General features: G+C 51.4%; 18 protein-coding genes. 8 read left to right on the top strand and 10 right to left on the bottom strand.

The window, feature by feature from the left end:
* Positions 1–44: 44 nt before the first annotated feature.
* From FWG96_05450 to FWG96_05440, 3 genes are all read right to left on the bottom strand, one after another.
* Complete coding sequence (locus FWG96_05450) at positions 45–1,406, bottom strand: ABC transporter substrate-binding protein (GenBank protein MCL2032694.1); 1,362 nt, start codon at positions 1,404–1,406, stop codon at positions 45–47.
* 54 nt (positions 1,407–1,460) lie between these two features.
* Positions 1,461–2,009, bottom strand: a complete 549-nt coding sequence (locus FWG96_05445; GenBank protein MCL2032693.1) for a hypothetical protein — start codon at positions 2,007–2,009, stop codon at positions 1,461–1,463.
* A 291-nt stretch (positions 2,010–2,300) separates the two neighbouring features.
* Positions 2,301–2,810, bottom strand: a complete 510-nt coding sequence (locus FWG96_05440; GenBank protein MCL2032692.1) for a hypothetical protein — start codon at positions 2,808–2,810, stop codon at positions 2,301–2,303.
* Positions 2,811–2,992: 182 nt separating this feature from the next.
* On the opposite strand from FWG96_05440, the gene dcd reads away from it, so the two are divergent.
* Positions 2,993–3,481: a dCTP deaminase gene (gene dcd, locus FWG96_05435; protein ID MCL2032691.1), complete on the top strand. Its 489-nt coding sequence runs from the start codon at positions 2,993–2,995 to the stop codon at positions 3,479–3,481.
* A 1-nt stretch (position 3,482) separates the two neighbouring features.
* Here the strand turns inward: dcd and FWG96_05430 are convergent, their stop codons facing one another.
* Together FWG96_05430 and dph5 are read right to left on the bottom strand one after the other, a co-directional pair.
* On the bottom strand, positions 3,483–4,490 hold the full coding sequence (locus FWG96_05430; GenBank protein ID MCL2032690.1) for a class I SAM-dependent methyltransferase family protein: 1,008 nt from the start codon (positions 4,488–4,490) through the stop codon (positions 3,483–3,485).
* The gene (dph5, locus tag FWG96_05425; GenBank protein MCL2032689.1) at positions 4,487–5,290 is read right to left on the bottom strand and encodes a diphthine synthase; all 804 of its coding nucleotides are present in this window, start codon (positions 5,288–5,290) and stop codon (positions 4,487–4,489) included. The genes FWG96_05430 and dph5 overlap by 4 nt, the downstream gene beginning before the upstream one ends.
* 250 nt (positions 5,291–5,540) lie before the next feature.
* Between dph5 and FWG96_05420 the strand changes: the two genes are divergently transcribed.
* Positions 5,541–6,599: a PDDEXK nuclease domain-containing protein gene (locus FWG96_05420; protein ID MCL2032688.1), complete on the top strand. Its 1,059-nt coding sequence runs from the start codon at positions 5,541–5,543 to the stop codon at positions 6,597–6,599.
* Between the two features lie 143 nt (positions 6,600–6,742).
* Here the strand turns inward: FWG96_05420 and FWG96_05415 are convergent, their stop codons facing one another.
* From FWG96_05415 to FWG96_05405, 3 genes are all read right to left on the bottom strand, one after another.
* Positions 6,743–8,833: an acetate--CoA ligase family protein gene (locus tag FWG96_05415; GenBank protein MCL2032687.1), complete on the bottom strand. Its 2,091-nt coding sequence runs from the start codon at positions 8,831–8,833 to the stop codon at positions 6,743–6,745.
* Between the two features lie 557 nt (positions 8,834–9,390).
* Complete coding sequence (locus FWG96_05410; protein MCL2032686.1) at positions 9,391–10,422, bottom strand: PDDEXK nuclease domain-containing protein; 1,032 nt, start codon at positions 10,420–10,422, stop codon at positions 9,391–9,393.
* Between the two features lie 155 nt (positions 10,423–10,577).
* On the bottom strand, positions 10,578–11,255 hold the full coding sequence (locus FWG96_05405) for a hypothetical protein (protein ID MCL2032685.1): 678 nt from the start codon (positions 11,253–11,255) through the stop codon (positions 10,578–10,580).
* Between the two features lie 611 nt (positions 11,256–11,866).
* Between FWG96_05405 and arsB the strand changes: the two genes are divergently transcribed.
* From arsB to FWG96_05375, 6 genes are all read left to right on the top strand, one after another.
* On the top strand, positions 11,867–12,949 hold the full coding sequence (gene arsB / locus FWG96_05400; GenBank protein MCL2032684.1) for an ACR3 family arsenite efflux transporter: 1,083 nt from the start codon (positions 11,867–11,869) through the stop codon (positions 12,947–12,949).
* Positions 12,939–13,376, top strand: coding sequence for a hypothetical protein (locus FWG96_05395; protein MCL2032683.1), 438 nt, complete (start codon positions 12,939–12,941; stop codon positions 13,374–13,376). Before arsB ends, FWG96_05395 begins: the two co-directional genes overlap by 11 nt.
* A 53-nt stretch (positions 13,377–13,429) precedes the next feature.
* On the top strand, positions 13,430–13,810 hold the full coding sequence (locus tag FWG96_05390) for a carboxymuconolactone decarboxylase family protein (protein ID MCL2032682.1): 381 nt from the start codon (positions 13,430–13,432) through the stop codon (positions 13,808–13,810).
* An 80-nt stretch (positions 13,811–13,890) separates the two neighbouring features.
* Positions 13,891–14,217 (top strand): iron-sulfur cluster assembly accessory protein, encoded by a 327-nt coding sequence (locus FWG96_05385; protein ID MCL2032681.1) that lies wholly within the window; start codon positions 13,891–13,893, stop codon positions 14,215–14,217.
* Between the two features lie 61 nt (positions 14,218–14,278).
* Positions 14,279–15,820 (top strand): DEAD/DEAH box helicase family protein, encoded by a 1,542-nt coding sequence (locus FWG96_05380; GenBank protein ID MCL2032680.1) that lies wholly within the window; start codon positions 14,279–14,281, stop codon positions 15,818–15,820.
* Positions 15,821–15,846: 26 nt separating this feature from the next.
* Positions 15,847–17,592: an ATP-dependent DNA ligase gene (locus FWG96_05375; protein ID MCL2032679.1), complete on the top strand. Its 1,746-nt coding sequence runs from the start codon at positions 15,847–15,849 to the stop codon at positions 17,590–17,592.
* A 293-nt stretch (positions 17,593–17,885) separates the two neighbouring features.
* Here the strand turns inward: FWG96_05375 and FWG96_05370 are convergent, their stop codons facing one another.
* Both FWG96_05370 and FWG96_05365 read right to left on the bottom strand, forming a co-directional pair.
* Complete coding sequence (locus tag FWG96_05370; protein MCL2032678.1) at positions 17,886–18,458, bottom strand: TlpA family protein disulfide reductase; 573 nt, start codon at positions 18,456–18,458, stop codon at positions 17,886–17,888.
* A 100-nt stretch (positions 18,459–18,558) separates the two neighbouring features.
* A partial coding sequence (locus FWG96_05365; protein ID MCL2032677.1) for a bacterial Ig-like domain-containing protein occupies positions 18,559–21,401 on the bottom strand: 2,843 nt, incomplete at its 5' end.

Genomic DNA, 21,401 nt, shown 5'->3' with positions numbered 1-21,401 from the left:
ACAGTGCGGTCTTTCGAACGTAGTTCCTAATATTTATCCCCCAGTTATTGTTTAAAGTCAAGATCTTTTGTAAAGGTGAGGAAGTCCCCGTAATCATTCCCAATATGTTTCGGGATTTCAAGGTCCGTGAAAACATTCGGGTGCAGTATGCGCGCCATTATCTCCATCAGCTGAATGAACCTTGGCCCGGGAAGAGTGGACATATATCCTGCAGCCTCGCTTACTAGGTATATATTCCCATTTTTATATGCATCGGTGGTCTTCCATTCCGCCGGAAGCGAGCTGATCATCGAATCATATTCTTGCGATGTGGACATGTAGTCCACTGTTAGCAGGACAATGAAAGAAGGGTTCGCCGATATTATCTGCTCCGAATTTATCTGTGCCCAGCCGGACAACGATGAAAAGACGTTGTTCCCGTTTACGATGGACGTGAGATCGCTGACATATGTGTATGAGCCTGAGACCCATGGAGATTTATCCGGAGCCAGTGCGAGCATCACATTCACATCTCTGGTCTGCGGCGATAGGGAGAACATTTCCGTCATCTCACTTACCGCATACTCGATGGAGTTTATGACCTCGGCGGCACGCATGTCGTACTCGATGGCCACTCCTGCGATGTAAATATTGTACATTATTTCCTGAACATTGCCACCGCCGTACATGAGCACTGCGTTGATGCCTATGTTCCTAAGCCTGTCCGTAATCAAGTGGTGAGTGTAAAGAGAACCGTCACAGAACACAATATCCGGCCTCTGGGCAGCGATCTGCTCAAAGCTTGGGTTAAGGTAGTCCCCCACTATCTTTATCTTGCCGTTGTTCTGACCTGAAACGACCGAGTCCGGATATATGCTGTACATATCCGTCCCCACAATGGCGTCTACCGCCCTGAGAGAGCCCATTATCTCCGTCATCGCGGGAGAAAGGGTTATGACCCTCTGCGCCTGCGGATATCCGTATACCGACCTTCCTGATTCATCTACGGCTACCGTCGGCGTTCCGTTCTCGTCGGTATATGCCCATGCGGCTATTGTGTAACGGGAGAGGTCCACGCTCTCTGGATCTTGTTCCTTTACCCACATAACGCTGTGGTTAGATATCGTCCATAGATTCCAGGTATACGCATAGTTCGACGATACGCCGTTGATCTCTTCAACTGTTCCGCCGTCTACTGTGTATGTAAAACCATTATTTTCGCAGGCGGTGCTCAGCGCATCGTATGGGTCAGAATCTTTCTGCATATCCATCTCTGTCCAAGTTACATTCCAATCCCCAAAATCGATCAAGAATCCGGATGCCTGGGGATGAGGTGCTTCTGTATTTGATGTAATAAAGGGGACGGTCAGAACGCCAACGGCCACTATCAGAAGAGAAAGTGCTGTTTTCAACCTGATAGCTTCCAATATCCGCCCTCCATATTTAAGAAAAAGCCGCCGAAGCGGCTGTTTTTATGCTATTTAAGCGAACGGCCCTCCATTTTTCCAACCAGACTTGGCATTCGGGTCCAGGTCTGGCTCATAAGTATCTGGATCAAATGTTGTCACGCCAAAGTAGAATATATTCTGTGACGTTGTCACGCCCGTTATACCTGTTCCCATCGCTTCCCAACCGTCAGAAATCGTACTGTCTGTATCTCCTGTCCATATGAACTGTGACCAACTTTCCCCGGTAGCATTCCAATCAGGTTCGACACCGTTGATTTCAACTATAAGTCCATCCATGCCTCCGCCTGATGTTATGTTATATGGTATTCCTTTTCCTTCTAGCGCTGCGCAGACTCCTTCATACGCATTGCTGCCCTCTCCGGACATCCATCCATTGGTCACTGTGGTTGTCTCATTGGCCCCATAATCGACATATAACCAATATGTGGTCACTTCGGATCCATTATCACCGTCTTTGTCATCACTATCTTTGTTCAGGAAGTAAATAGCTGCCGCGCATACTACCACAACTGCCACGATAGCTACAACAATGAACAAAAGCATGTTGCTTTTTCCTGCCATGTTTATCACCTAGGAATAATTTATCCTGCTGGACAAAAGTGTCACAATTGGTATATAATTTGTACCATATATCCAACAATGTTTTTGGTAGGTACGCCAAATTGTTTATTTAACTTTGAACTCGTTAAAAAATTCATTTCTAGTTCATAATAGTAACTTCTATTGTATTTTTTGAACCCCTGGAAGATCGGCATATGATCTGGCTATTACCTAAGCATTGCATGATCAATTAGTCGATGTTATTACCCCTATATAGAAAAAATAAAGCTGACGCCGAAGAGGCATTGTCATTTATGAGGCAAAGGGGCCTCCGTTCTGCCACCCCGACTGCACATTAGGGTCTAGAAGCACAACAAACTTGATCTCATGTTCGATGAAGACGAACCCAGTCACGCCCAGATAGAATATTGTTTCCGTCGAATGTTCCAGTATCCTGTTCTTGTCGCGCCATTCCGCATTTGAACCGCCGACCTTTGTCCACTCCCAAACATACCAGCTTTTACCGGCCGCGGTGTCCGGCCTTACGCCGTTGATAGAGATTATGAACTTATCGTGGTCTTCATCGAAGTCACACTTGATCTCATTTTCATCCAAGGCTTTGATGAACCCTCTGTACGCATTGTCGCTTTTCGCGGAGATCCACCCGTTCGGTGCTTCGCCCCCGTAATCCACATAGAACCAATATTCATTTACACTGGACGTGCTGTTTCTGTCATTGCTCCATACGATATACCCGGTCGCCGCGCAGATAACAAAGACGGCAACGATGACCGCTGGGAATGCGACTGTCTTTTTTGCCATTTTCATCACCTAAAGGGGTCTTCCCTTAAAGAAATATAAGGTCGAGCGGGATATATATAAGTATATGCATGCCAAATGAATCTCAATTTCTTTTAAACTTTGCCCAAAGAATATCTGCGGCCTATATTCAGGCGTCCCGCCCGTTCTATAAACATTATAAACGACATGACATATTCAGCAACATGGCGATACTTTCAGATAAGGACATACTTGACGGAATGAGATCGGGATACCTGGGGATCAGCGATTACCACGAGAGGGGGCTGACCCCTAACGGATACGACCTCAGGATATCGGAGATATCGATAAGGGGAGATCCGGAGACCAAGAAAGAAGGCGTCGTCAGGATACCTCCGAGGACGATGTTCTACGTCTCCACCATAGAAAGGGTGCGTATGCCCAAGGACATCTGCGCACAGCTGTGGATGAGGACCACATGGATCAGGAAAGGGTGCATCGGCGCGTTTGGGAAGATAGACGCGGGCTTCGAAGGAACGCTGACCCTCGGTGCGTACAACGCGACCGATGAGATCGTGGAGATACCTATAGGAGAAAGGTTCTGCCAGATGATATTCGAAACGCTGACCGGCGCTTCGGAAAAAGACTATGCCCAAAGGAGCGGTAACTATCAGGGGCAGACCGGCGTTACGCTTGACCCCGTGAAGAAGTGATTCAAACTTCTCTTCTGATATCAAGGACATAGACGCTCATTGTAGGCGAATATGTCTTCAGTTCCGATATGCAGCCGACGGATATCCCGAACCCAAGGGAGCCGGCGCCTTCCTTTATCTTTGATATAAGATCATCGAGCTCAGCTCTTTCGATCACTTTGTGAAGATGGATCGTGCCGCCGACCCTTGTCTTAGAAAGCGCGTTCGCGAGAAAGGAGTCGGCTGTCTGGGGCAGGTTCATGATCACCCTGTCCGCTTCGGGAAGTCCGATCATGACCTCGGCGGCGTCGCCTGTTATGGAGATTATGTTCTCTATGCGGTTGATCTCGGTGTTCCTTCTGGCGAACCTTTCCGCATCGGGATTGATATCAATTGAGTATATTATCTTCGGTCTGGCTCTTTTGCTTATGACCAATCCGAATGGGGCTACCCCTGCGAACATGTCAATTATCGTCTCCCCGTCCTTTACCAGGGACGCCACCCTTGCCCTTTCCGTTGCGAGCCTCGGATTGAAGTATACTTTCGACGGGTCCGTTATCATCCTGACCCCGAATTCCTTGTGCACCGTCTCGGAGCTTCCCTCGCCGGCTATCTGTTCAAGCTCCCTTATTCTCAGGTCCCCTTTGACCCCGGAGTCCATCATCACCGTCCTTATCGATGAGTTTACGGACATCATCGCCCCGCCGATCCGGTCCTTGTACGGCACAAGGACATCCGGGATCTTTATTATGGCCACGTCGCCGATGATGTCAAAGGAGGTGGGCAGTTCCCGCCTGAACTCCTCCGGTATGTCCAGTACCTCTTTGTAGTCGGCCGGCGTTTGTTCGATGATCTCCAAATCGACATCGGCCGCTTCGTAGCTGCCGTATCTGTCTGTCAGTATGGGAATGAAAAGGAAAAGTTCGTCGGAACCTATCTTCCTTGTTGTGTCCAGTATCCCTTCGGACAGCAGGTCCGCTCTCACGCGCTCCCCTTCTCTCTTTGGGACCCTGATACACCTGGTCATCATCTGTCCTCTTCGTCGATTATTTCTTTAGGGGCTCCTGCGAAATCCACTAACGCATAGGCTTCCATGAAATGCAGGTCGCCGGGGATCACCAGTGTCTGCAGCGGCGCTCCCAGGTCCTTCTTCAGAAGGTCCTGGGGATATCCCGCGAATATTTTCTCATCCTTCGACCCGACGTTGGATGCGACGCAGATAACGGTCCTGTCGGTGATCAGGCCTTCCGCCCATTTCTTTTCTCCTTCCATCAGCCACTCCAGGGCCTGGTGGGCGGTCATGTATCTGAGTTCGTCGGCTCTTATATCAAGAAGGATCATCGTATGGAGTCCCCGGTCCTTGTTCTGCTTGATGTTATCGTAGGGGGACTTTGGCTGATAATCCGCTTCCAGGAACGGAAGGGTCACTGTCCTTCCGAACTTGTACGGCTGAAGGCCCAGTGATGCGGGACATGCCCCGAATATGGATACCCCGTGCACCAATCTGACGGGTATCCCCTCCTCTGCCGCCTGTATCCTGAGGTCCACATGGGTCGTTGCGAGCATGGTGTCGCCCGCGGCGACGAACCCCACCCTCATCGTTCTCGCGTCAGAGATTATGATATCGTCTTCCTCCACCTGCGACCTGTGCACTATGCTGATCTTCTTTCCGATGACGGACTCTAGATCCCCTATGCCGGCGCCTATCAGTGCGGAAGTGTAGAACTCTGCGTATATCTTATCGCATTCTTTCAGAGCGTTCAGCCCTTTGACGGTCATCCCGTCCGTTCCGCTGAGCCCCAGCCCGACGAAGACGATCTCCGATACCATGCGCGAATGATGGATATCATCGGATTAAACGGTTATGCAGACCGAGCCTGGATTTCCGCCTCTTTATTACGGCCGTGAGGACAATGCGGCCGGGCATAATTCGGAATGTCAGAAGACATCCGCTCAATGCTTGCATGCCCTGCCGAGGAATATGTAGTATACATGTAGTGTGCGGACTTTTTACCTTCTGCGATACTTGAATCACCCAGATGACAACGAGGATTTGTTTTGTATTTATGGATGTGATCTGATGAGTGAGAAAGAGATTTTACCGGCGGGCAAGAACGAAACAGTCGACATGGTGCTTTATAACGACGTACGAAATGTGTTGGATAACGCCCGGAAAAAGACATTCGCCGCTATCAACAGTTCAATGGTCGAGGCGTACTGGGACGTCGGGAGAATAATAGTAGAAAAACAGGGCGGTGCCGAACGCGCCACCTATGGGGACGGCCTGATCAAAAGCCTGTCAAAACATCTTGTATCCGAATACGGACGGGGGTTTGACGAACGTAATTTACGGTTCATGCGCCAGTTTTACATAACATTGCCAAATCGGAACGCACTGCGTACCGAATTGTCTTGGACCCATTACCGCCTGATCATGCGCGTAGAAAAACCACAGGCGCGCGAATACTACCTGGAAGAGTGCATCAAGGGAATTTGGAGTACCCGGCAACTGGAGCGGCAGATCAACAGCCTTTGCTATGAAAGGCTTCTGGCGGGCCGCGATGATGGCGGTGTTATCGAGGAGGCCGTTCAAAAGGAACCTCCGAAAAAGACTGAGGATATCATAAAGGATCCTTATGTGTTGGAGTTCCTTGGGCTGCGGCCTAACACTAAATACTACGAGACTGAACTTGAGCAGGGGCTTATCGACCATATGCAGAAGTTCCTGCTGGAACTAGGACAGGGATTCACCTTCGAAGCGCGTCAAAAGCGGATATCGCTCGATGGGGACCATTTCTACATAGACCTTGTTTTTTACAACTACATCCTAAGATGTTTCGTCCTGATAGACATCAAGGCAGGTAAGCTTACGCATCAGGACATCGGACAGATGCAGATGTATGTGAACTACCATACAAGAGAACTTATGAATGAGGGCGATGGTCCGCCGATAGGCATAATACTGTGCGCGGACAAGAACGAAAGCGTCGTGAAGTATACATTCCCTGAAGAAGGAAATAAGCAGATATTCGCGTCAAAGTACAAACTTCATCTGCCGACCGAGGAAGAACTTGCCCTTGAGCTTTCGACGGAAAGGGATATGCTGATGCGTGAGCGAACGTTCGGGAACAACGGGTGACGGAGCTCCGAGCCTGTGCCGAAGGCGGACCCATTTCGATCCCGGCGCAGGCAGAGCGCACCGGTTTCCACTCAGGTTGCGGAATAGGCGTCTTTTCAGAACCAATGAATTAAAAATATGCCGGGTTGCCCCGGCGGTTGTGTTTATTTCAGGGTGCAGAGGGCGTCGACCGCCCAGCAGCCGAGGCCTTTCTTTCCCACTATGACAGGGTTTATCTCCAGCTCATAGATCTCGGGGTTCTCCACGGCGACCATCACGATCCTTCTGATCATATCCTTCATAGCATCGATGTCTGCCACCGGAAGGCCTCTCGCTCCGGCCAGCAGTTTGTATGCTTTGGTGGAGGTGATCATCTTGTCAAGCTGCTGCTCGCTCATGGGAACATGGGCCTGGGATATCTCCGCAAGTATCTCCACATAGATGCCTCCGAGCCCGAAGGACACGATGGGGCCGAACTGAACGTCCCTTATCATTGAAAGTATGACCTCCTGTCCGAAGACCATCTGCTGTATCGATACGCCGTCGAGCCTTGCGTTGGGCTTTGCCGCTTTGCAGTTTGCCATGATCTTATCATATGCCGTTTTCGCTTCGTCGGCGTTCTTCACTCCGACCACCACACCGCCTACGTCCGTCTTGTGAGCGATGTCGGGGGAGAGGATCTTCATGACGACCGGATACCCGATCCTGTTGCATTCCTTTACCGCCTCGTCGGCGCTCTTAACGGTCGCTTCTCCGGGAGTGGGCATACCGTATGCGGCGAAGATCTTCTTTCCCTCCGCTTCGGTAAGGGCTTTCCTTCCCTCGGCTTTCGCGTCCGCGATTATCTTCTGTGCCACTGCCTTTCCGGAAACTGAGGGCTGTATCATCGGGTCGTGCTTCTCCTGGCTCCTCACTGTGTATTTCCTCAGTATGGAGAGCGCGCGGACCGCCCTGTCCGGCGTGGAGTAGCAGGGTATCTTCCCTTCCCGGAGGATCTTGTTCGCCCTCTCGCATTTGTCCCCGCCTGGGAAGCAGCATGTTGTCGGAACGGGGATGTCATCCCTCATTTCGACGAGGATCTTGGCTATGCTTTCGAGGTCGGCGGTGTCAAGGGGCGATCCCATAACTACCAGGCCGCCCACAGACGGATCTTTTATGACTACCTCTATGGCGCCTCTGAAGTACTCCGCTTTCGCATCCCCTCTCACATCGATGGGGTTGGTCAGCCCGGCGACGTTGGGTACCGATTTCGTTATATTATCCAGCGTTTCCTGGGACAGCTTCGCCGCCTCTATGTAAGGTGCTTCGAACGTCGCATCCGCGGACATGACGCCGAGCCCTCCGGCATTCGTGATTATGGCTATGCCGTCCTTCTTCATGGGACTGCATGTGCTGAACACTGAAAGCGCGTCAAGCATCTCGTCCAGGTCCTGGGCCCTGTGCAGATTGAGCTTGCTGAAAATGACGTCGTTCACGGCATCGGAACCCGCCAGGGATCCGGTGTGGGATGATGCCGCTGCCGAGCCGGCCTCGGTCTTCCCCGATTTGAATATTACGATCGGCTTCTTGGATTTTACCGCTTCGATCGCTTTGACGAACCTGTCGCCGTTGGATATGCCCTCGCAGTATATGCCTATGACCTTGGTGTTGGGGTCATTGACCAATTCCTCTATGACCGCCGCTTCGTCAACATCTGACTTGTTCCCGAATGTCATAAAATTGGCCATTCCGATGTCGATGTGTTTGGACCATTCCAGAATGGACGATCCGAGCGCGCCGGACTGAGATATCATGGATATGTTTCCCACCGGAGGCAGGATGTGCGTGAATGTGAAGTTCATCCCGTGGCTTATGTTCATGTTGCCGAAACAGTTGGGACCGGCGATCCTGATCCCGTACTTCTCCGCCTCGGCCATGAGTTTCTCTTCAAGCACGGCGCCCTCATGCCCCGTCTCTTTGAACCCTGCCGTCAGCATCGAAACATATTTGACTCCGGCCGCGCCGAGCTCTTTCATCTCTTCGACCGCCTGCACGTTCTTTATCGCAACGACCGCGAGTTCGATCGGCTCGCCGACCTCTGTGATGGATTTGTAAGCCTTTACTCCCTGTATAATCCCGCCTTTGGGGTTTATCGGGTAGAGTTTTCCTTTATAACCTGCGTCAATCATGTTCTTAAGAAGCATGCCGCCCAGTTTTGTCGTGTCCTCCGATGCGCCGAGTATCGCAACGGAGTCCGGCCTGAAATATGCTTTCATACGAGCCGATATTAAATCTTCTTAGATAAAGCTAACCATAGAATTCGTAAAGCCTATGATTTTCCCGTCAATCCGACTGCGATATTCGTATTTTTTCACTTATTTTTAACGAAATTCGGAAATTTTCGACAATAAACAGATGTTTTTTTGATATTGTATGAGGTTTATACCATAAAGTACGTTGATTGACGTATAAGCACTTCGCTTTAGATATTTTGGGAGTGGAAAATATAAGAATATCAAGATAATACCAATCAGCAGCCGGGACGGCGTAGGAGCATGAACTCGTGATTGCTATGTGCACGGAACGGCTTACAGAGACCCTGTCCCTGAAAAGGGGCTCTTGCGGTAGCAGCGATGTGTCATCGCGGCCGTGACCGGAAGCCAACGCAGGGTCCGACACATACTCCCAGCGTAAGTCAGTGCTTCGAGACCGGCGTCATCGCCGGACCGTGAAAAAGTGTGTTAACGCTGGGAGACACCCGTTTTCAACCTGCACGCGGATGCCATCAGAAGGTTAGAGTTTTTACTAGGATTATACTGCGACATGATTTTTTTCAATATGCCCTGTCGGATCTTTCGCTGCCCTCTGCGCGCCCTGCGAGAAGTGTGAGTTCCTTTACCCTCTGCTGAAGTAATTTTTTATCTGGTAGCGCGAGTTCATACGCGGCGATCAGACTTGGGGCTGAACTTTTCGCAAGTGTATATTCAACGACCATATCGTCTTTGTCGGTACAAAGTATCAGGCCGACGCTCGGATTCTCGCTGTTCTTTTTCACATCTCTGTCCAGTGCCTCCAGGTAAAACTGCATTTGCCCGACCTGCTCGGGCCTGAAAGGTTCGGTCTTCAGTTCCACAGCAACGAGGCAGCTGAGCTCACGGTTATAAAATATCAGATCAATGTAAAAATCGCTGTCGCCTACTTGAATCCTGTACTCTTCACCGATAAAGCTGAAATCCCTTCCAAATTCCAGTATGAATTCTTTGAGGTTGTCTACTATTGCTTTCCGCAGATCTTTCTCTTTGTAATTCTTCGGCATATCTAGGAATTCCAAAACGTAACTGTCCCTAAGCGCGGCCAGCCCATCGTACCTGTCGACGAATGAAGCGTTTGTGAAGGAATTCCTGGAAAGCGCCGTGCGCTCATACAGACAGCTATTCATCTGCCTGTTCAGTTCCCGATAGGAATAATTATTCTTCGTCGCCATTCTCAGGTAGAATTCGCGCTCCTCGGCGGTCTTGCCTGCCATTATCCTTGTGTTGACGGTCCAGCTTAATTCTCTCGACAGTGTTGAGAGAATCTCGTCATCCTTGTAGGTCTCATAGAACTGTTTCATCCGCCAAAGATTCTGCGGAGAGAACCCCGAGATACAGGGGTTGTTCTGCTGAATGTATGCGGCGATTTCATTTACGATTCCCTTCCCCCATGCGCCTGTTTCGACCTTCTTTGAAACATATTCGCCGACCGCCCGATACATGTTTATAAGCTCTCTGTTGACCGCGCGATATGCGTTGAGTTTTGCACTTTCGATTATATCCAAGATCTCTTTGAAACCTTCGACACGATGTTTATCCGATTCCTTTGTCATTGTAGCACATCCGATATTTCTTGTTCTGAGCACCTTGCGGTTTCTTCATTCGCTATTTGCTGTCCGCGATCATTACTGAAAAAATAGGGCTCGGAAGGAACGCCTGTTCATGAGCTATCGGCTCTGTTTACTCCGGCCCCCTCCGCAGACTCTGCTCACAAGTAAAGGCAGAGCCTCTTCAGCCACTCTTCCGCCTCGTCCCTTTTCGGATACTTCGCCTCCAGTTTCGAGAACTCCTCCCCGTGCCTTTTCGCGGACGGGTCGAACCCTATCTTCATGTGGCACAGCTCATGGTACAAGCAGAAATCGAGGACGAAGTCCGGGATCATGTCGGTGTCTAGCACGCTCGATATCGAGATCACTTTCATCAGAACGGAACAGTGCCCGATCTTCCTTACGTTGGACTCTTTCGTCCACGTAAGATGGAGCGCCGGATCCTTTTCCGTCAGCCCCATCTCAATAAGCCTCCCGTATGCGGCATCAAGGCTCTTGGCCTCCCCCTTCGGGGACCTCGTGAGGTTCCTGCTCCTCTTCAGGTACACCGGCTGCTTATACTCCGAGAACTCCGGCGAGGTTATCCACCTGCACATTTCCTCGGAATATCCTTCGTCCTCTCCTGTTATCTTCGAGAACAGCGAATTGCACAACCCTTCGATCACTTCCGGAGGCGCGTCCGCCAGATAATCTGAGACCTTGAAGTCCGCCCATTTGTAGCTCCTCTGCCACCTTACCTTGAATTCCTTGAACGCGACGAACTCCGCCTCGACTTTATCAAAACCGTACTCTTTTCCAATCTCTTTGAACTTGGTCCTTAAGACACCTTCTGTTTCCATCTCTTATTCTCCCAACGATATCCATCGTATGGTTGAATGACGGGACAGATTCGCAATAAAAAGCGGAGAGTACAGTTAGGTAGTTAGTCGATCACTGCAGAATGACCCTGTTCTGATCAGTCCATATTTCTTGGAGCGGTTTGCAGAAGTCATAGTCTCTGTCTTTCCTGCTGTTCCCGTGCGCCATGGGTCCGCACAGGTATATGCGAGCATCCCGTGCTTCATAGCTATTAGTGCAACTATATCGTGTAGCTCTTCGAAAGAGAACTCATTCGCTGTTTCCGCCTGCTTAATGATGATCATTTCTGGAATACAATCTATTATCGTTGTGAATAACAAGAGGAATCATATCTAAACCATACTTAAAAATCGGCACTAATCCTCTGCACGATGCTACTGGCTCGCGGAAGCATCGGCACCTAAATACATATATATCATATAGACAATCATCTATGTGTTGTGATATCGCTTGAGTGGCAGATACATTGAGAGTACAGGATCTTTCAAAACTTTTTCAGAGAGGAACGGGCACATAATACCAGATACTTTGTCCCGCAGAGATCTATACAAAAGTGAGGCCTGTGAGGTCCGCAGCTTTACGAGGTGCTGAAATGAACAGTACAGAGAACGAAACAGGCTTGTCGTTTTTAGACCGTTTCCTTACCGTATGGATATTTATTGCGATGGGTGTGGGAGTTCTTCTCGGATATTTGATACCGAGCCTCTCTGAGGCGTTGGAAGGTATGAGTTCGGACGCCATCTCTTGGCCGATCGCTGTCGGCCTGATCGTGATGATGTATCCTCCTTTATGTAAAATAAAGTACGAGGAGATCGGCAAGGTCGCAAAGAACAAAAAGGTGCTGGGCCTCTCGCTGGTCCAGAACTGGATCATAGGTCCGGTCCTCATGTTCATCCTCGCGGTGCTGCTGCTACCGGATATGCCGGATTATGCGGTGGGACTCATCATGATCGGATTGGCTAGATGCATCGCTATGGTCATCATATGGAACACATTGGCCAAAGGCGACAATGAGTACTGCGCGGCTCTGGTCGCCCTCAATTCCATTTTCCAGATCATATTCTATTCGGTCTACATCTACATCTTCATCACCGTGCTCCCGGAATGGCTCGGCCTGTCGTGGGGCGGCCAAGTGCTGGACATTTCCATCTGGAGCATTGCGAAGAGCGTGTTGATCTACTTAGGCATCCCTTTCGCTGCAGGATTCTTTACGAGGTACATCATAGTGAAGAAAAAATCAAAGGAGTGGTACGAAGAGAAGTTCATACCTCGGATCTCACCGATCGCACTTATCGCGCTACTGTACACGATCATAGTGATGTTCACGCTCAAGGGGGAGTACATTATCGAGCTGCCGTTAGATGTCGTGAGGATAGCCATTCCGTTGCTGATCTATTTTGCAATCATGTTCCTCGTCAGCTTCTTCATGTCGTATAGGCAGGGGATAAATTACGAGCAGAGCGTCACTTTGTCATTTACGGCCGCAAGCAACAACTTTGAGCTTGCCATCGCGGTAGCTGTCGCGGTTTTCGGTATTGCTTCCGCTCAGGCGTTCGCGGCGGTGATAGGTCCGCTGATAGAAGTGCCTGTGATGATCTCCCTGGTCACTCTCGCTTTGTACTTTAAGCGCAAGTACTTTGACAACAGGCAAAGAGGGGTCCCCGATGGGAATTGAGTCGCCAAAACTCCCTATGGCCACAAGGCCAAGAAAGACCAGGGTTGCGTTCATCTGCGTGCATAATTCCTGCCGTTCTCAGATAGCGGAGGCCCTTTGCGGACATCTTGCCGGAGGTGTGATCGACGCATATTCTGCGGGAACGGAGATCAGACCGCATATCGATCGCGACGCTGTCCGGCTGATGAGACATATGTACGATATCGATATGGAAAAAACGCAATGTCCGAAACTGATGACCGACATTCCAACCGTGGATATTGCGGTCAGAATGGGCTGTGATGTCCGATGTCCTTTCCTCCCCTGCGAACACAGCGAGGATTGGGGAATTGACGACCCCGCCGGAAAGAGCGATGAGGAATTCATCAAAATAATAAGACAAATAGAAAAAAGGATCATGGATCTGAAAGAGCGCCTTGATCAATAACAGCGCATCAGCAAACGGACAAAGTATGTTAATACCAAACACCATGAAGCACCATGCAGGAAGATCTTAAAGAAAAGGAGATCACCGAGAAGATACTGAAGGCCATTGAGGAACAGTACGGTTTCATACCGGTCGTGAACCAGGTCCTGTCCGAACGCCCGGACATGTTCATACCCGCTGCGAACCTCGGAAAAGCTGTGCTGGAGGGAAGGGGGGAACTCGACCAGAAAACAAGATATCTTGCCGCTGTTTCCGCGGCGGCCGCTTTGGGCGGACAGCATTGCGTAAGGGTCCAGATGCATCATGCCGCGCAGGCAGGAGCCACGAAGGGTGAGATACTGGAAAGCATCCTCATAGGATCTTACATGGCAATGACCCGTTCCCAGTCGTATGCGCTAAGGGAATATGCGGAGATGTTTTCAGACGAGAAATGACCGCCGCCGGTCGATTCTACTCAAAATATTACCGCCCGATTGATTATTTATACCCCGTGTCCCATTCAGTGGCGATCATTATGGTACAAATCACACCTGATGCGGAGAAGTTCATCACCGATCTCCTGGAGAAAAACCAGAAAACCGGATACGGTATCAAGATCTACCTTTCCGGGATCGCATGCTCCGGGCCTCAGTTCGGGATGTCCTTCCAGCAGGGCACCGCCGACGGGGACATCGTCGACAAGAGCGCCTCTGCCTTCGAGATATACTACGACGGCGACACCCAGCAGGCGCTTGAGGGCTGCGTCATAGAGTTCGTGGACGACCCCAATTTCGGGACCGGCCTGACCATACGCGACCCCAATTTCAGCGGCTGCTCCTCCTGCGGCGGCGGCTGCCGTTAAGCGTCACTTTCGGCGACCTCCCAAACAACTTTTTATTATTCTATTCCGAATGCGGTTCAGTATGGGCTACATCTCTCATCCGAAGATAATCCCGGATACGGTGGAAGAAAGAAAGTATCAGATGACCCTGGCGAGGGACTGCCTGAATGCCAACACGCTTGTGGTCCTCCCCACCGGCCTCGGAAAGACCATCATAGCCCTTTACGTGACGGCCATGGTGCTTCAGGAAGGTAAAAAGGTCCTTTTGATGGCACCGACGAAGCCTCTTGTGGATCAGCATGCGTCCGTGTTCTCTAACCTTCTGGCCGAGACGAAGATCGGCGTCATGAACGGCCTCATGAAAGCCGATACGAGGAAGAAGATGGCGGACGAGAACGATCTGATCATATCCACCCCCCAGTGCATAGCCAACGATCTGGAGAACGGGAGGTACGACATGGGGGATTTCGGACTGGTGATATACGACGAGGCGCACAGGGGCACGGGGAACTACGCCTATGTGACGGTCGCGGAACACTGCACCAAAGATAATCGGTCCGTCGGGCTCACGGCGTCGCCCGGCGGCGACATCAAGAAGGTGGAGGAAGTCTGCAGGAACCTCGGGTTCGTTCGGATCGATATCAGGACCGAGGAGGACCCGGACGTCGCGCCGTACATACACGACACATACGTCAAAAAGATAGAAGTAAACATGCCCAGGGAGCTTTTGGACATATCCGATCTCTTAAAGAGGCTGCTTGACCACTATTTCCTGGAGCTCACCGACCTTAGACTTACAAAAGAGAATTGGCCTCCATCCACAACGCATATGCTGATGATCGGGGAGAGCCTCCAGAAAAGGTTGAGAAGGGGGGAGAGATCCGCCACCCTGTACCGCGGCCTCACTGTCCAATCGATCTGCATAAAGATACTGCATGCGATCAATCTGGCCGAGACCCAGGGAATGAGCTCGCTTAGGTCGTACATGGCGAAACTGATAGAGGAGGGGCAAGCGCAGAAGGGGAACAAAGGCGGAAAGGAACTTGTCGCCAGAAAGGAATATCTTGACGCCTGGGACATGGTCTCCGGGAGCAAGACAGAGCACCCCAAGGTCTCGAAGCTCATGAGTCTTGTGAGCCAGATACTGAGTTCCGATCCTTCGTCCAAGGTCATGGTCTTCACTCAGTACCGAGACACATGCGACATCCTGGTGGAGAAACTGTCATCCATAGGGGGGGCAAAGGTAGGGAAGCTTATCGGACAATCCAACGGCGGCCTCCGGCAGAAGGAGCAGATGGGAGTCCTGGAAGAATTCAGGAGCGGCGCCAGGAACGTCATAGTGGCGACCTCCGTCGGAGAGGAGGGGCTGGACGTCGCAAGTACGAACGCCGTGATCTTCTATGAACCAGTGCCGTCGGAGATCAGGACCATACAAAGGCGCGGACGTACCGGGAGAAAGAATGACGGGGAAGTGTTCGTCCTCGTCGCGAAGGGGACGATGGACGAGGTGTTCGAAAGCTCCAGCAAGAGGAAGGAAGATCAAATGCGCTCAAGGCTGGAGAAGCTGAATAAAGAATTATCACTATCAGCGGAAGAAGGCCAGATGAAACTGGGAGACTTCTAATAGGCCGATAACATACGGATGATGCCATGCTGTTCTCTGAGATCGCGGATGTGTTCGACAGGCTGGAAGGGACGAGCAGCCGTCTTGAGATGACATCTATATTCTCCGACTTCTTCAAAAAGCTCGACCCGGCCTCGCTGAGGAACACTGTGTACCTTTCACAGGGAAAACTGCACCCGGACTTCTTCGCCGCGGAGCTCGGCATGGCCGATAAGCTTGTCCTGAGATCCATCGCATTCGTGTCCGGCGCGTCGGAGAAAAAGATAGACGGCCTTTGGAAAGAGAAGGGGGACCCGGGAGCGATCGCCGAAGCTCTGATAAAGGAGCGGAAGCAGGCGGCGCTGTTCTCAGAGCCTCTGACCCTTGAGAAGGTCCTTAAGAATCTGACGCTCATAGAGAACGCCGAAGGCCGGGACTCGCAGGATAAGAAGATGAAATATCTATCGAACCTTCTGATGGACTCCGGTCCGGTCGAGGCAAGGTACCTGTGCAGGATCGTCACCGGGAGAATGAGGATCGGGGCCGGGTCGATGACCATGCTTGAAGCGCTGGCCGATGCTTTCGGAACTAAAGAGGACCGCCCGGAGATAGAGAGGGCGTTCAACATAACATGCGACCTGGGTCTCGTTGCGGAGACCCTCGCCGTCGGCGGAGTCGGTGCCGTGAGGGAAATGAAGGTTGCCGTCGGCAGCCCGATAAAGGTCATGCTAGCCGAGCGCCTGCCGTCTATACCCATGATACTGGAGCGGATGGGCGGAAAGTGCGCTATGGAGTTCAAATACGACGGAATAAGGGTGCAGGCCCACATCGGCAAAGATTCCGTTAAGTTATACTCAAGACGCATGGAGGACCTTACCTCCAACTTCCCCGACATCGCCGCGGAATTAAGAAAACAATGCAGAGCGGACGAGGCCATTGTGGAAGGGGAGTGCGTGGCCGTGGATAATGAGGGAGGAATGCTTCCTTTCCAGAATGTCACTCACCGCAGGAAGAAGCACGGCATGGACAAGGCGGTGGAGGACCATCCGGTCAAGATGTTCATGTTCGACATGCTTCTTGCCGGCGGTGAGGATATGACCATCCGGCCGTTCGAGGAAAGAAGGTCGAGACTTGCCGAGATCTTCGGCATGTCGGAGAAGGTGCAGCTCACAACGATGGAGATCATCAGCACCCCGGAAGGGGGAGAGGACTTCTTCAACCGGGCGCTGGGCAAAAAATGCGAGGGGATAATGTCAAAGTCGCTGTCCTCGGAATACAGGGCTGGGTCAAGAGGATTCCTTTGGATAAAATACAAAAAGGATTACGAGGAAGCGTTGACAGATTCCTTCGACCTTGCGGTAGTGGGCGCCTTCCACGGCAGGGGTAAAAGAGCGGGGAAATACGGCGCTCTTCTGATGGCGGTGTTCGATGAGGAGACCGGACATTACTGCACCGTATGCAAATTAGGAACGGGATTCGACGACGCGTTCCTTGCCGGTCTGCCGGACCTGCTCGACGGATACCTCAGCGAAGGGCGCCCGCATACGGTGGATGCCCAGATGATACCGGATGTCTGGTTCCTGCCTACGATAGTGCTTGAGGTCGTCGCCGCGGAGATCAGCCTGAGCCCGATTCATACGGCGGCAAGGGACATCGTCAAAGAGGATGCGGGCCTCGGCCTCAGGTTCCCGAGATTCACCGGCCGCGTAAGGGACGACAAGGGTCCGGAAGAGTGCATGACGGCAAACGAGGTCCTGAGCATGTATGAGATGCAGACAGGGGATAAAGGATAACGGCCTGGAACAGGAATGTCGATCTTGATCCCATGCCATTGCTCCGGGTCCGGACGTGCGGAGACAAATACTTCCGACTTGCGAGTTGGAGTTTCAATGATATAAGTTATAGGAAATGATCCCTAACTGTTATGAACAACACTATGGGCTCCTTACCTCACCGCAGGGGGTTCGGACCTCCTACTGTTCATCATCTACACTACTTAAAGTAAGATTATAAGGACGCCTTCTTGGACGCGACGTCCTTATTGTGACCGTTTGTGCGTTTTTTCTATATGCTTAGATCTCCCGCATCATGACAAGCTCATCAGATAGTCCAGTATCCGCGATGCTTCCTCACTGTCCCAGTCTGTGCTATCGACTATCTTCGCGATGACTTTCCCGTCAGGATTTAGCAAAAAGCTTGTGGGTATCGTAGGGAAGTACTCCTCCCAGAGGTTGTTCTTGAGATTGATCAGAACCGGGAAATCGTACTCATTATCTTCAAGATAGTTCTTTACTGCACTCAAAGACGTATCAATGGAGATCGTCAGGACAGTGAACTTATCGTCTGCGCGTTCGTCGTATAATCGCTGTAAGGACGGGTTCTCCACATCGCAATCAGGGCACCAGGTGGCCCAAAAGGTCAGCAGGACGTACTTCTTGGGAATGTCGCCGCTGTCAAAAGGAACGCCCTCCAATGTGGTCACATCATGAAGAACGATCCTCATTTCTTCGTCATACACCGTGACACCGAAAGCGATCAGTTCTTCTTCGGTGAACTCGGGTTCATTCTTTTCATTGTCCGATAGGACAAAATAGGCCGCCGCTAAGACGGCGCCGATAATTAATATTGCTAAGACGGCTATTATGACCTTCTTGTTCATTATGATTCACTCCTCTTTGTAAGAAGTTTATGGAAGTGTTTTTGTAAGAAGTTTATGGAAGAAGTTTATGGAAGAGGTTTGTTAGGGGTACTCCTCGATCTCAGGGCTTCGGGTGTTCGATGAAGAACTTAATGACCTCCTCACCTAAGTGGAATGAGCTCACGCCCTCGCAGCCGTATGGGGTGTACTGTGCATATTGCGGATCTGCACCCGGGAAGCAGTGGCCGCCGGCCATGCCTGTCGATGAACTCGGCATGGTACCGGTTGAGACATACTCGTGGAAGATCACTTCCACGACGTTCCCGTTCGCATTCGTGTAGCGAACGCGTTCGTAAGTATCATCTCCGGCGATCACCACGCCTGCGTTCACATCCATGTCCCATACCTCCAGCAAGGGGTTCAGTATTGGCCACGCGCGGGTATCCATCGGCACTATCGGGTCGTTCAGTCCGAACGAGATAAAGACCGGGATCTCCGCCTTAGGCGGGTCTTCCTCGCTCGGGACGTATCTGATCGCTTCGGTCCCATATCCGCTGTTCAAAGGAGCCAGCGATGCGATCACATCGGAGTGGTCGCGCAGGGTGCGCCATGTCCATGCTCCGCCCGCCGAGAAGCCCATCGCATGGATGCGCTTCTCGTCGATGTTCAGTTCATCGATGACCGCGTTGACCATCGCCCATACCGGTTCGTCCCACTCAAGGCCCATCATCCCTCTCGGTGCCGACGGTTGGAGTATGACATAGCCATATTCCTGACCTAGGGCGCGCATGTTGGACCCATAATCCTGCTGTTGTGCAGTCATTCCGCCGCCGTGCATGTCTATGATCAGTCCGACCTGCCTCTCTAGGATCTCTTCAGGGATCTCCAGATCGTAGATCATTCCGCCATAGGCATAGTTGTAGTGTCCGGGAGCAGTACCGGGAAGGAAGGTCTCACTTACAGTTATGTTGAAGAAGTCCAACGTCATGGCACTGCCTTCAGAGTATGCAACGTAGATCGTCTGTGTTCCGGCATTGTTCAAGACCGTACCCTGAGCGGGGCTTGTCATGTAGCCGGTAACAGGCTTCGTGCTTCCGTCACTGTATTTGGCGGTAACGACTATGCCTGTCATGTCAAACTGATCCCCTACAATGTATATCCTATTCTGGTATCCGCTCACGGAGATGCTTTCCAGCACTACCGGCGGGCTCACCGTGACGGTAAAGCTCGTTATATAGGGGAGTCCGTTTTTGACATACATGATCACTATTGGCACCGATCCGATGCTGTCCAGGACAGATCCGTCCTGAGGGAATGATCCGTAGCCTACAATGGCCTCCGCGCTTCCGTCACTGTACGTCATGGAAACGACCATACCCGTCAAGTCGAGGGTCTCGCCAACAGTGTATGACATCTTATCCGGGTCCGTGCTCACGACTATACCTTCCACGAATACGGGGACAGGGACGACCGTGATCTCGAAAGCCGTCATTTTGGTAATGTCATCCTCGGCGTATGCGATGTATATGATCACTGTTCCGAGTGCGTCAAAGACCGTTCCCTCAGCCGGGTATGCGAAGTAATCCGTGACGGCCTTGGTGCTTCCGTCGCTGTATGTGGCGGTAACGACCATACCCGTCAAGTCGAGGGACTCGTCGGGGTAGTAGGACATCTTATCCGGATTTTCGCTTATGGCTATGCTTTCCAGCACTGCCGGGAGGCTTACTGTGACATTGAAGTTCGTAACGAAGAGTGCTCCGTTCTCAACATATGCCACCAGTATGGTCTCTGTTCCGACAGTGTCAAAGATCTTGCCGCTTGCCGGGGTCGTAAAGTAGTTCGAGACCATCCTGTAGGTTCCGTCGCTGTATATGGCGGTAACGGTCATGCCGGTCAGATCAAGAGCCTCGCCTACTTCATAGGAGACCTTGTCCGGTTCCTGAGACACGTTTATGCCCACAAACGTCGGTTGCTCGTGTACGGTTCCCTTCGGGTGTGCCACGAAGAACTTCATCGCCTCTTCTCCCCAGTGGAACGCAATATCGTCGTCCTCACAGGCAAATGTCTGAGATTGATAATCCTCGTAAAACACTGTGCTTCCGGGGAAGCAGTGGCCGCCCACAGATCCGCCAAGGAACGGTGCGCTGGATGAATAGTCGTGCTCTATGAACTCAACTATGATGCCGTTGTCGTTGTAGTAGCGTGTGCGTTTGTAGTTGTCATCTTCAGAGATAGTGTATGGATCCCCAAGGTTCCACGCATCCTTTATCGCAGCGATCTGGCGGAGAGAGTCCTGGTATAGACTGTCCCTGTATCCGGCTATGTGCAGGATGGGTATCTCGAATTCAGGCATGTCTCCTTCAACGAAGTTACATCCGGGTACAGCATTCGTGAGGGATATGCCGCTTGCCGCGGGTGCTGCCGATGCCAACAGATCAGAGTGGTCGCTTATGAACCTCCATGAGAACCTTCCTCCCTGAGAGAATCCGGTCACATGTATGCGGTCCGTATCGATGTTCAGCCCTTCCATGATGATGGTGACCATTTCGAATATGGGCTCATCCCAGTCAACGGTAACGTTCCTTGTGGGGATGGACGGCTGGAGTATTGCATATCCGTACTCCCGTCCGAGCCTCTGCATGTCGGTTCCGTTGTTTTGCTGTACCGCGTCCATGGTGTATCCGTGCTGATCTATGACAAGTCCAACCGGGCGGTCAAGTATCTGCTCCGGAATCTCCAGATCGAACAGCATTCCCTCATAGGTGTAGAGATGGTGTCCGGGTGATGTGCCTGCGAGCACAGATCCAGTCGTCTTCACCTCATTCTTCGGGTGTGCCTTGAAGAACTTCATCACTTCCTCGCCCCAGTGGAACGAGTTCTCACCTTCGCAAGCGAAGCTCTGGTATCCGATATCCTCATAGTAGAGTTCACTTCCCGGGAAGCAGAACTCTACTATGAGGATAT

Origin of the sequence: Candidatus Methanoplasma cognatum, from assembly GCA_009777615.1 — an archaeon.
Taxonomy (GTDB): domain Archaea; phylum Thermoplasmatota; class Thermoplasmata; order Methanomassiliicoccales; family Methanomethylophilaceae; genus Methanoplasma; species Methanoplasma cognatum.
This window is presented reverse-complemented; position numbering and strand designations above follow the sequence as displayed.

Coding starts and splice junctions, on each gene's coding strand:
- FWG96_05445 (MCL2032693.1), bottom strand. CDS start 2,009: ATGGCAGGAAAAAGCAACATGCTTTTGTTCATTGTTGTAGCTATCGTG.
- FWG96_05440 (MCL2032692.1), bottom strand. CDS start 2,810: ATGGCAAAAAAGACAGTCGCATTCCCAGCGGTCATCGTTGCCGTCTTT.
- dcd (MCL2032691.1), top strand. CDS start 2,993: ATGGCGATACTTTCAGATAAGGACATACTTGACGGAATGAGATCGGGA.
- FWG96_05430 (MCL2032690.1), bottom strand. CDS start 4,490: ATGATGACCAGGTGTATCAGGGTCCCAAAGAGAGAAGGGGAGCGCGTG.
- dph5 (MCL2032689.1), bottom strand. CDS start 5,290: ATGGTATCGGAGATCGTCTTCGTCGGGCTGGGGCTCAGCGGAACGGAC.
- FWG96_05420 (MCL2032688.1), top strand. CDS start 5,541: ATGAGTGAGAAAGAGATTTTACCGGCGGGCAAGAACGAAACAGTCGAC.
- FWG96_05415 (MCL2032687.1), bottom strand. CDS start 8,833: ATGAAAGCATATTTCAGGCCGGACTCCGTTGCGATACTCGGCGCATCG.
- FWG96_05410 (MCL2032686.1), bottom strand. CDS start 10,422: ATGACAAAGGAATCGGATAAACATCGTGTCGAAGGTTTCAAAGAGATC.
- FWG96_05405 (MCL2032685.1), bottom strand. CDS start 11,255: ATGGAAACAGAAGGTGTCTTAAGGACCAAGTTCAAAGAGATTGGAAAA.
- arsB (MCL2032684.1), top strand. CDS start 11,867: ATGAACAGTACAGAGAACGAAACAGGCTTGTCGTTTTTAGACCGTTTC.
- FWG96_05395 (MCL2032683.1), top strand. CDS start 12,939: ATGGGAATTGAGTCGCCAAAACTCCCTATGGCCACAAGGCCAAGAAAG.
- FWG96_05390 (MCL2032682.1), top strand. CDS start 13,430: ATGCAGGAAGATCTTAAAGAAAAGGAGATCACCGAGAAGATACTGAAG.
- FWG96_05385 (MCL2032681.1), top strand. CDS start 13,891: ATGGTACAAATCACACCTGATGCGGAGAAGTTCATCACCGATCTCCTG.
- FWG96_05380 (MCL2032680.1), top strand. CDS start 14,279: ATGGGCTACATCTCTCATCCGAAGATAATCCCGGATACGGTGGAAGAA.
- FWG96_05375 (MCL2032679.1), top strand. CDS start 15,847: ATGCTGTTCTCTGAGATCGCGGATGTGTTCGACAGGCTGGAAGGGACG.
- FWG96_05370 (MCL2032678.1), bottom strand. CDS start 18,458: ATGAACAAGAAGGTCATAATAGCCGTCTTAGCAATATTAATTATCGGC.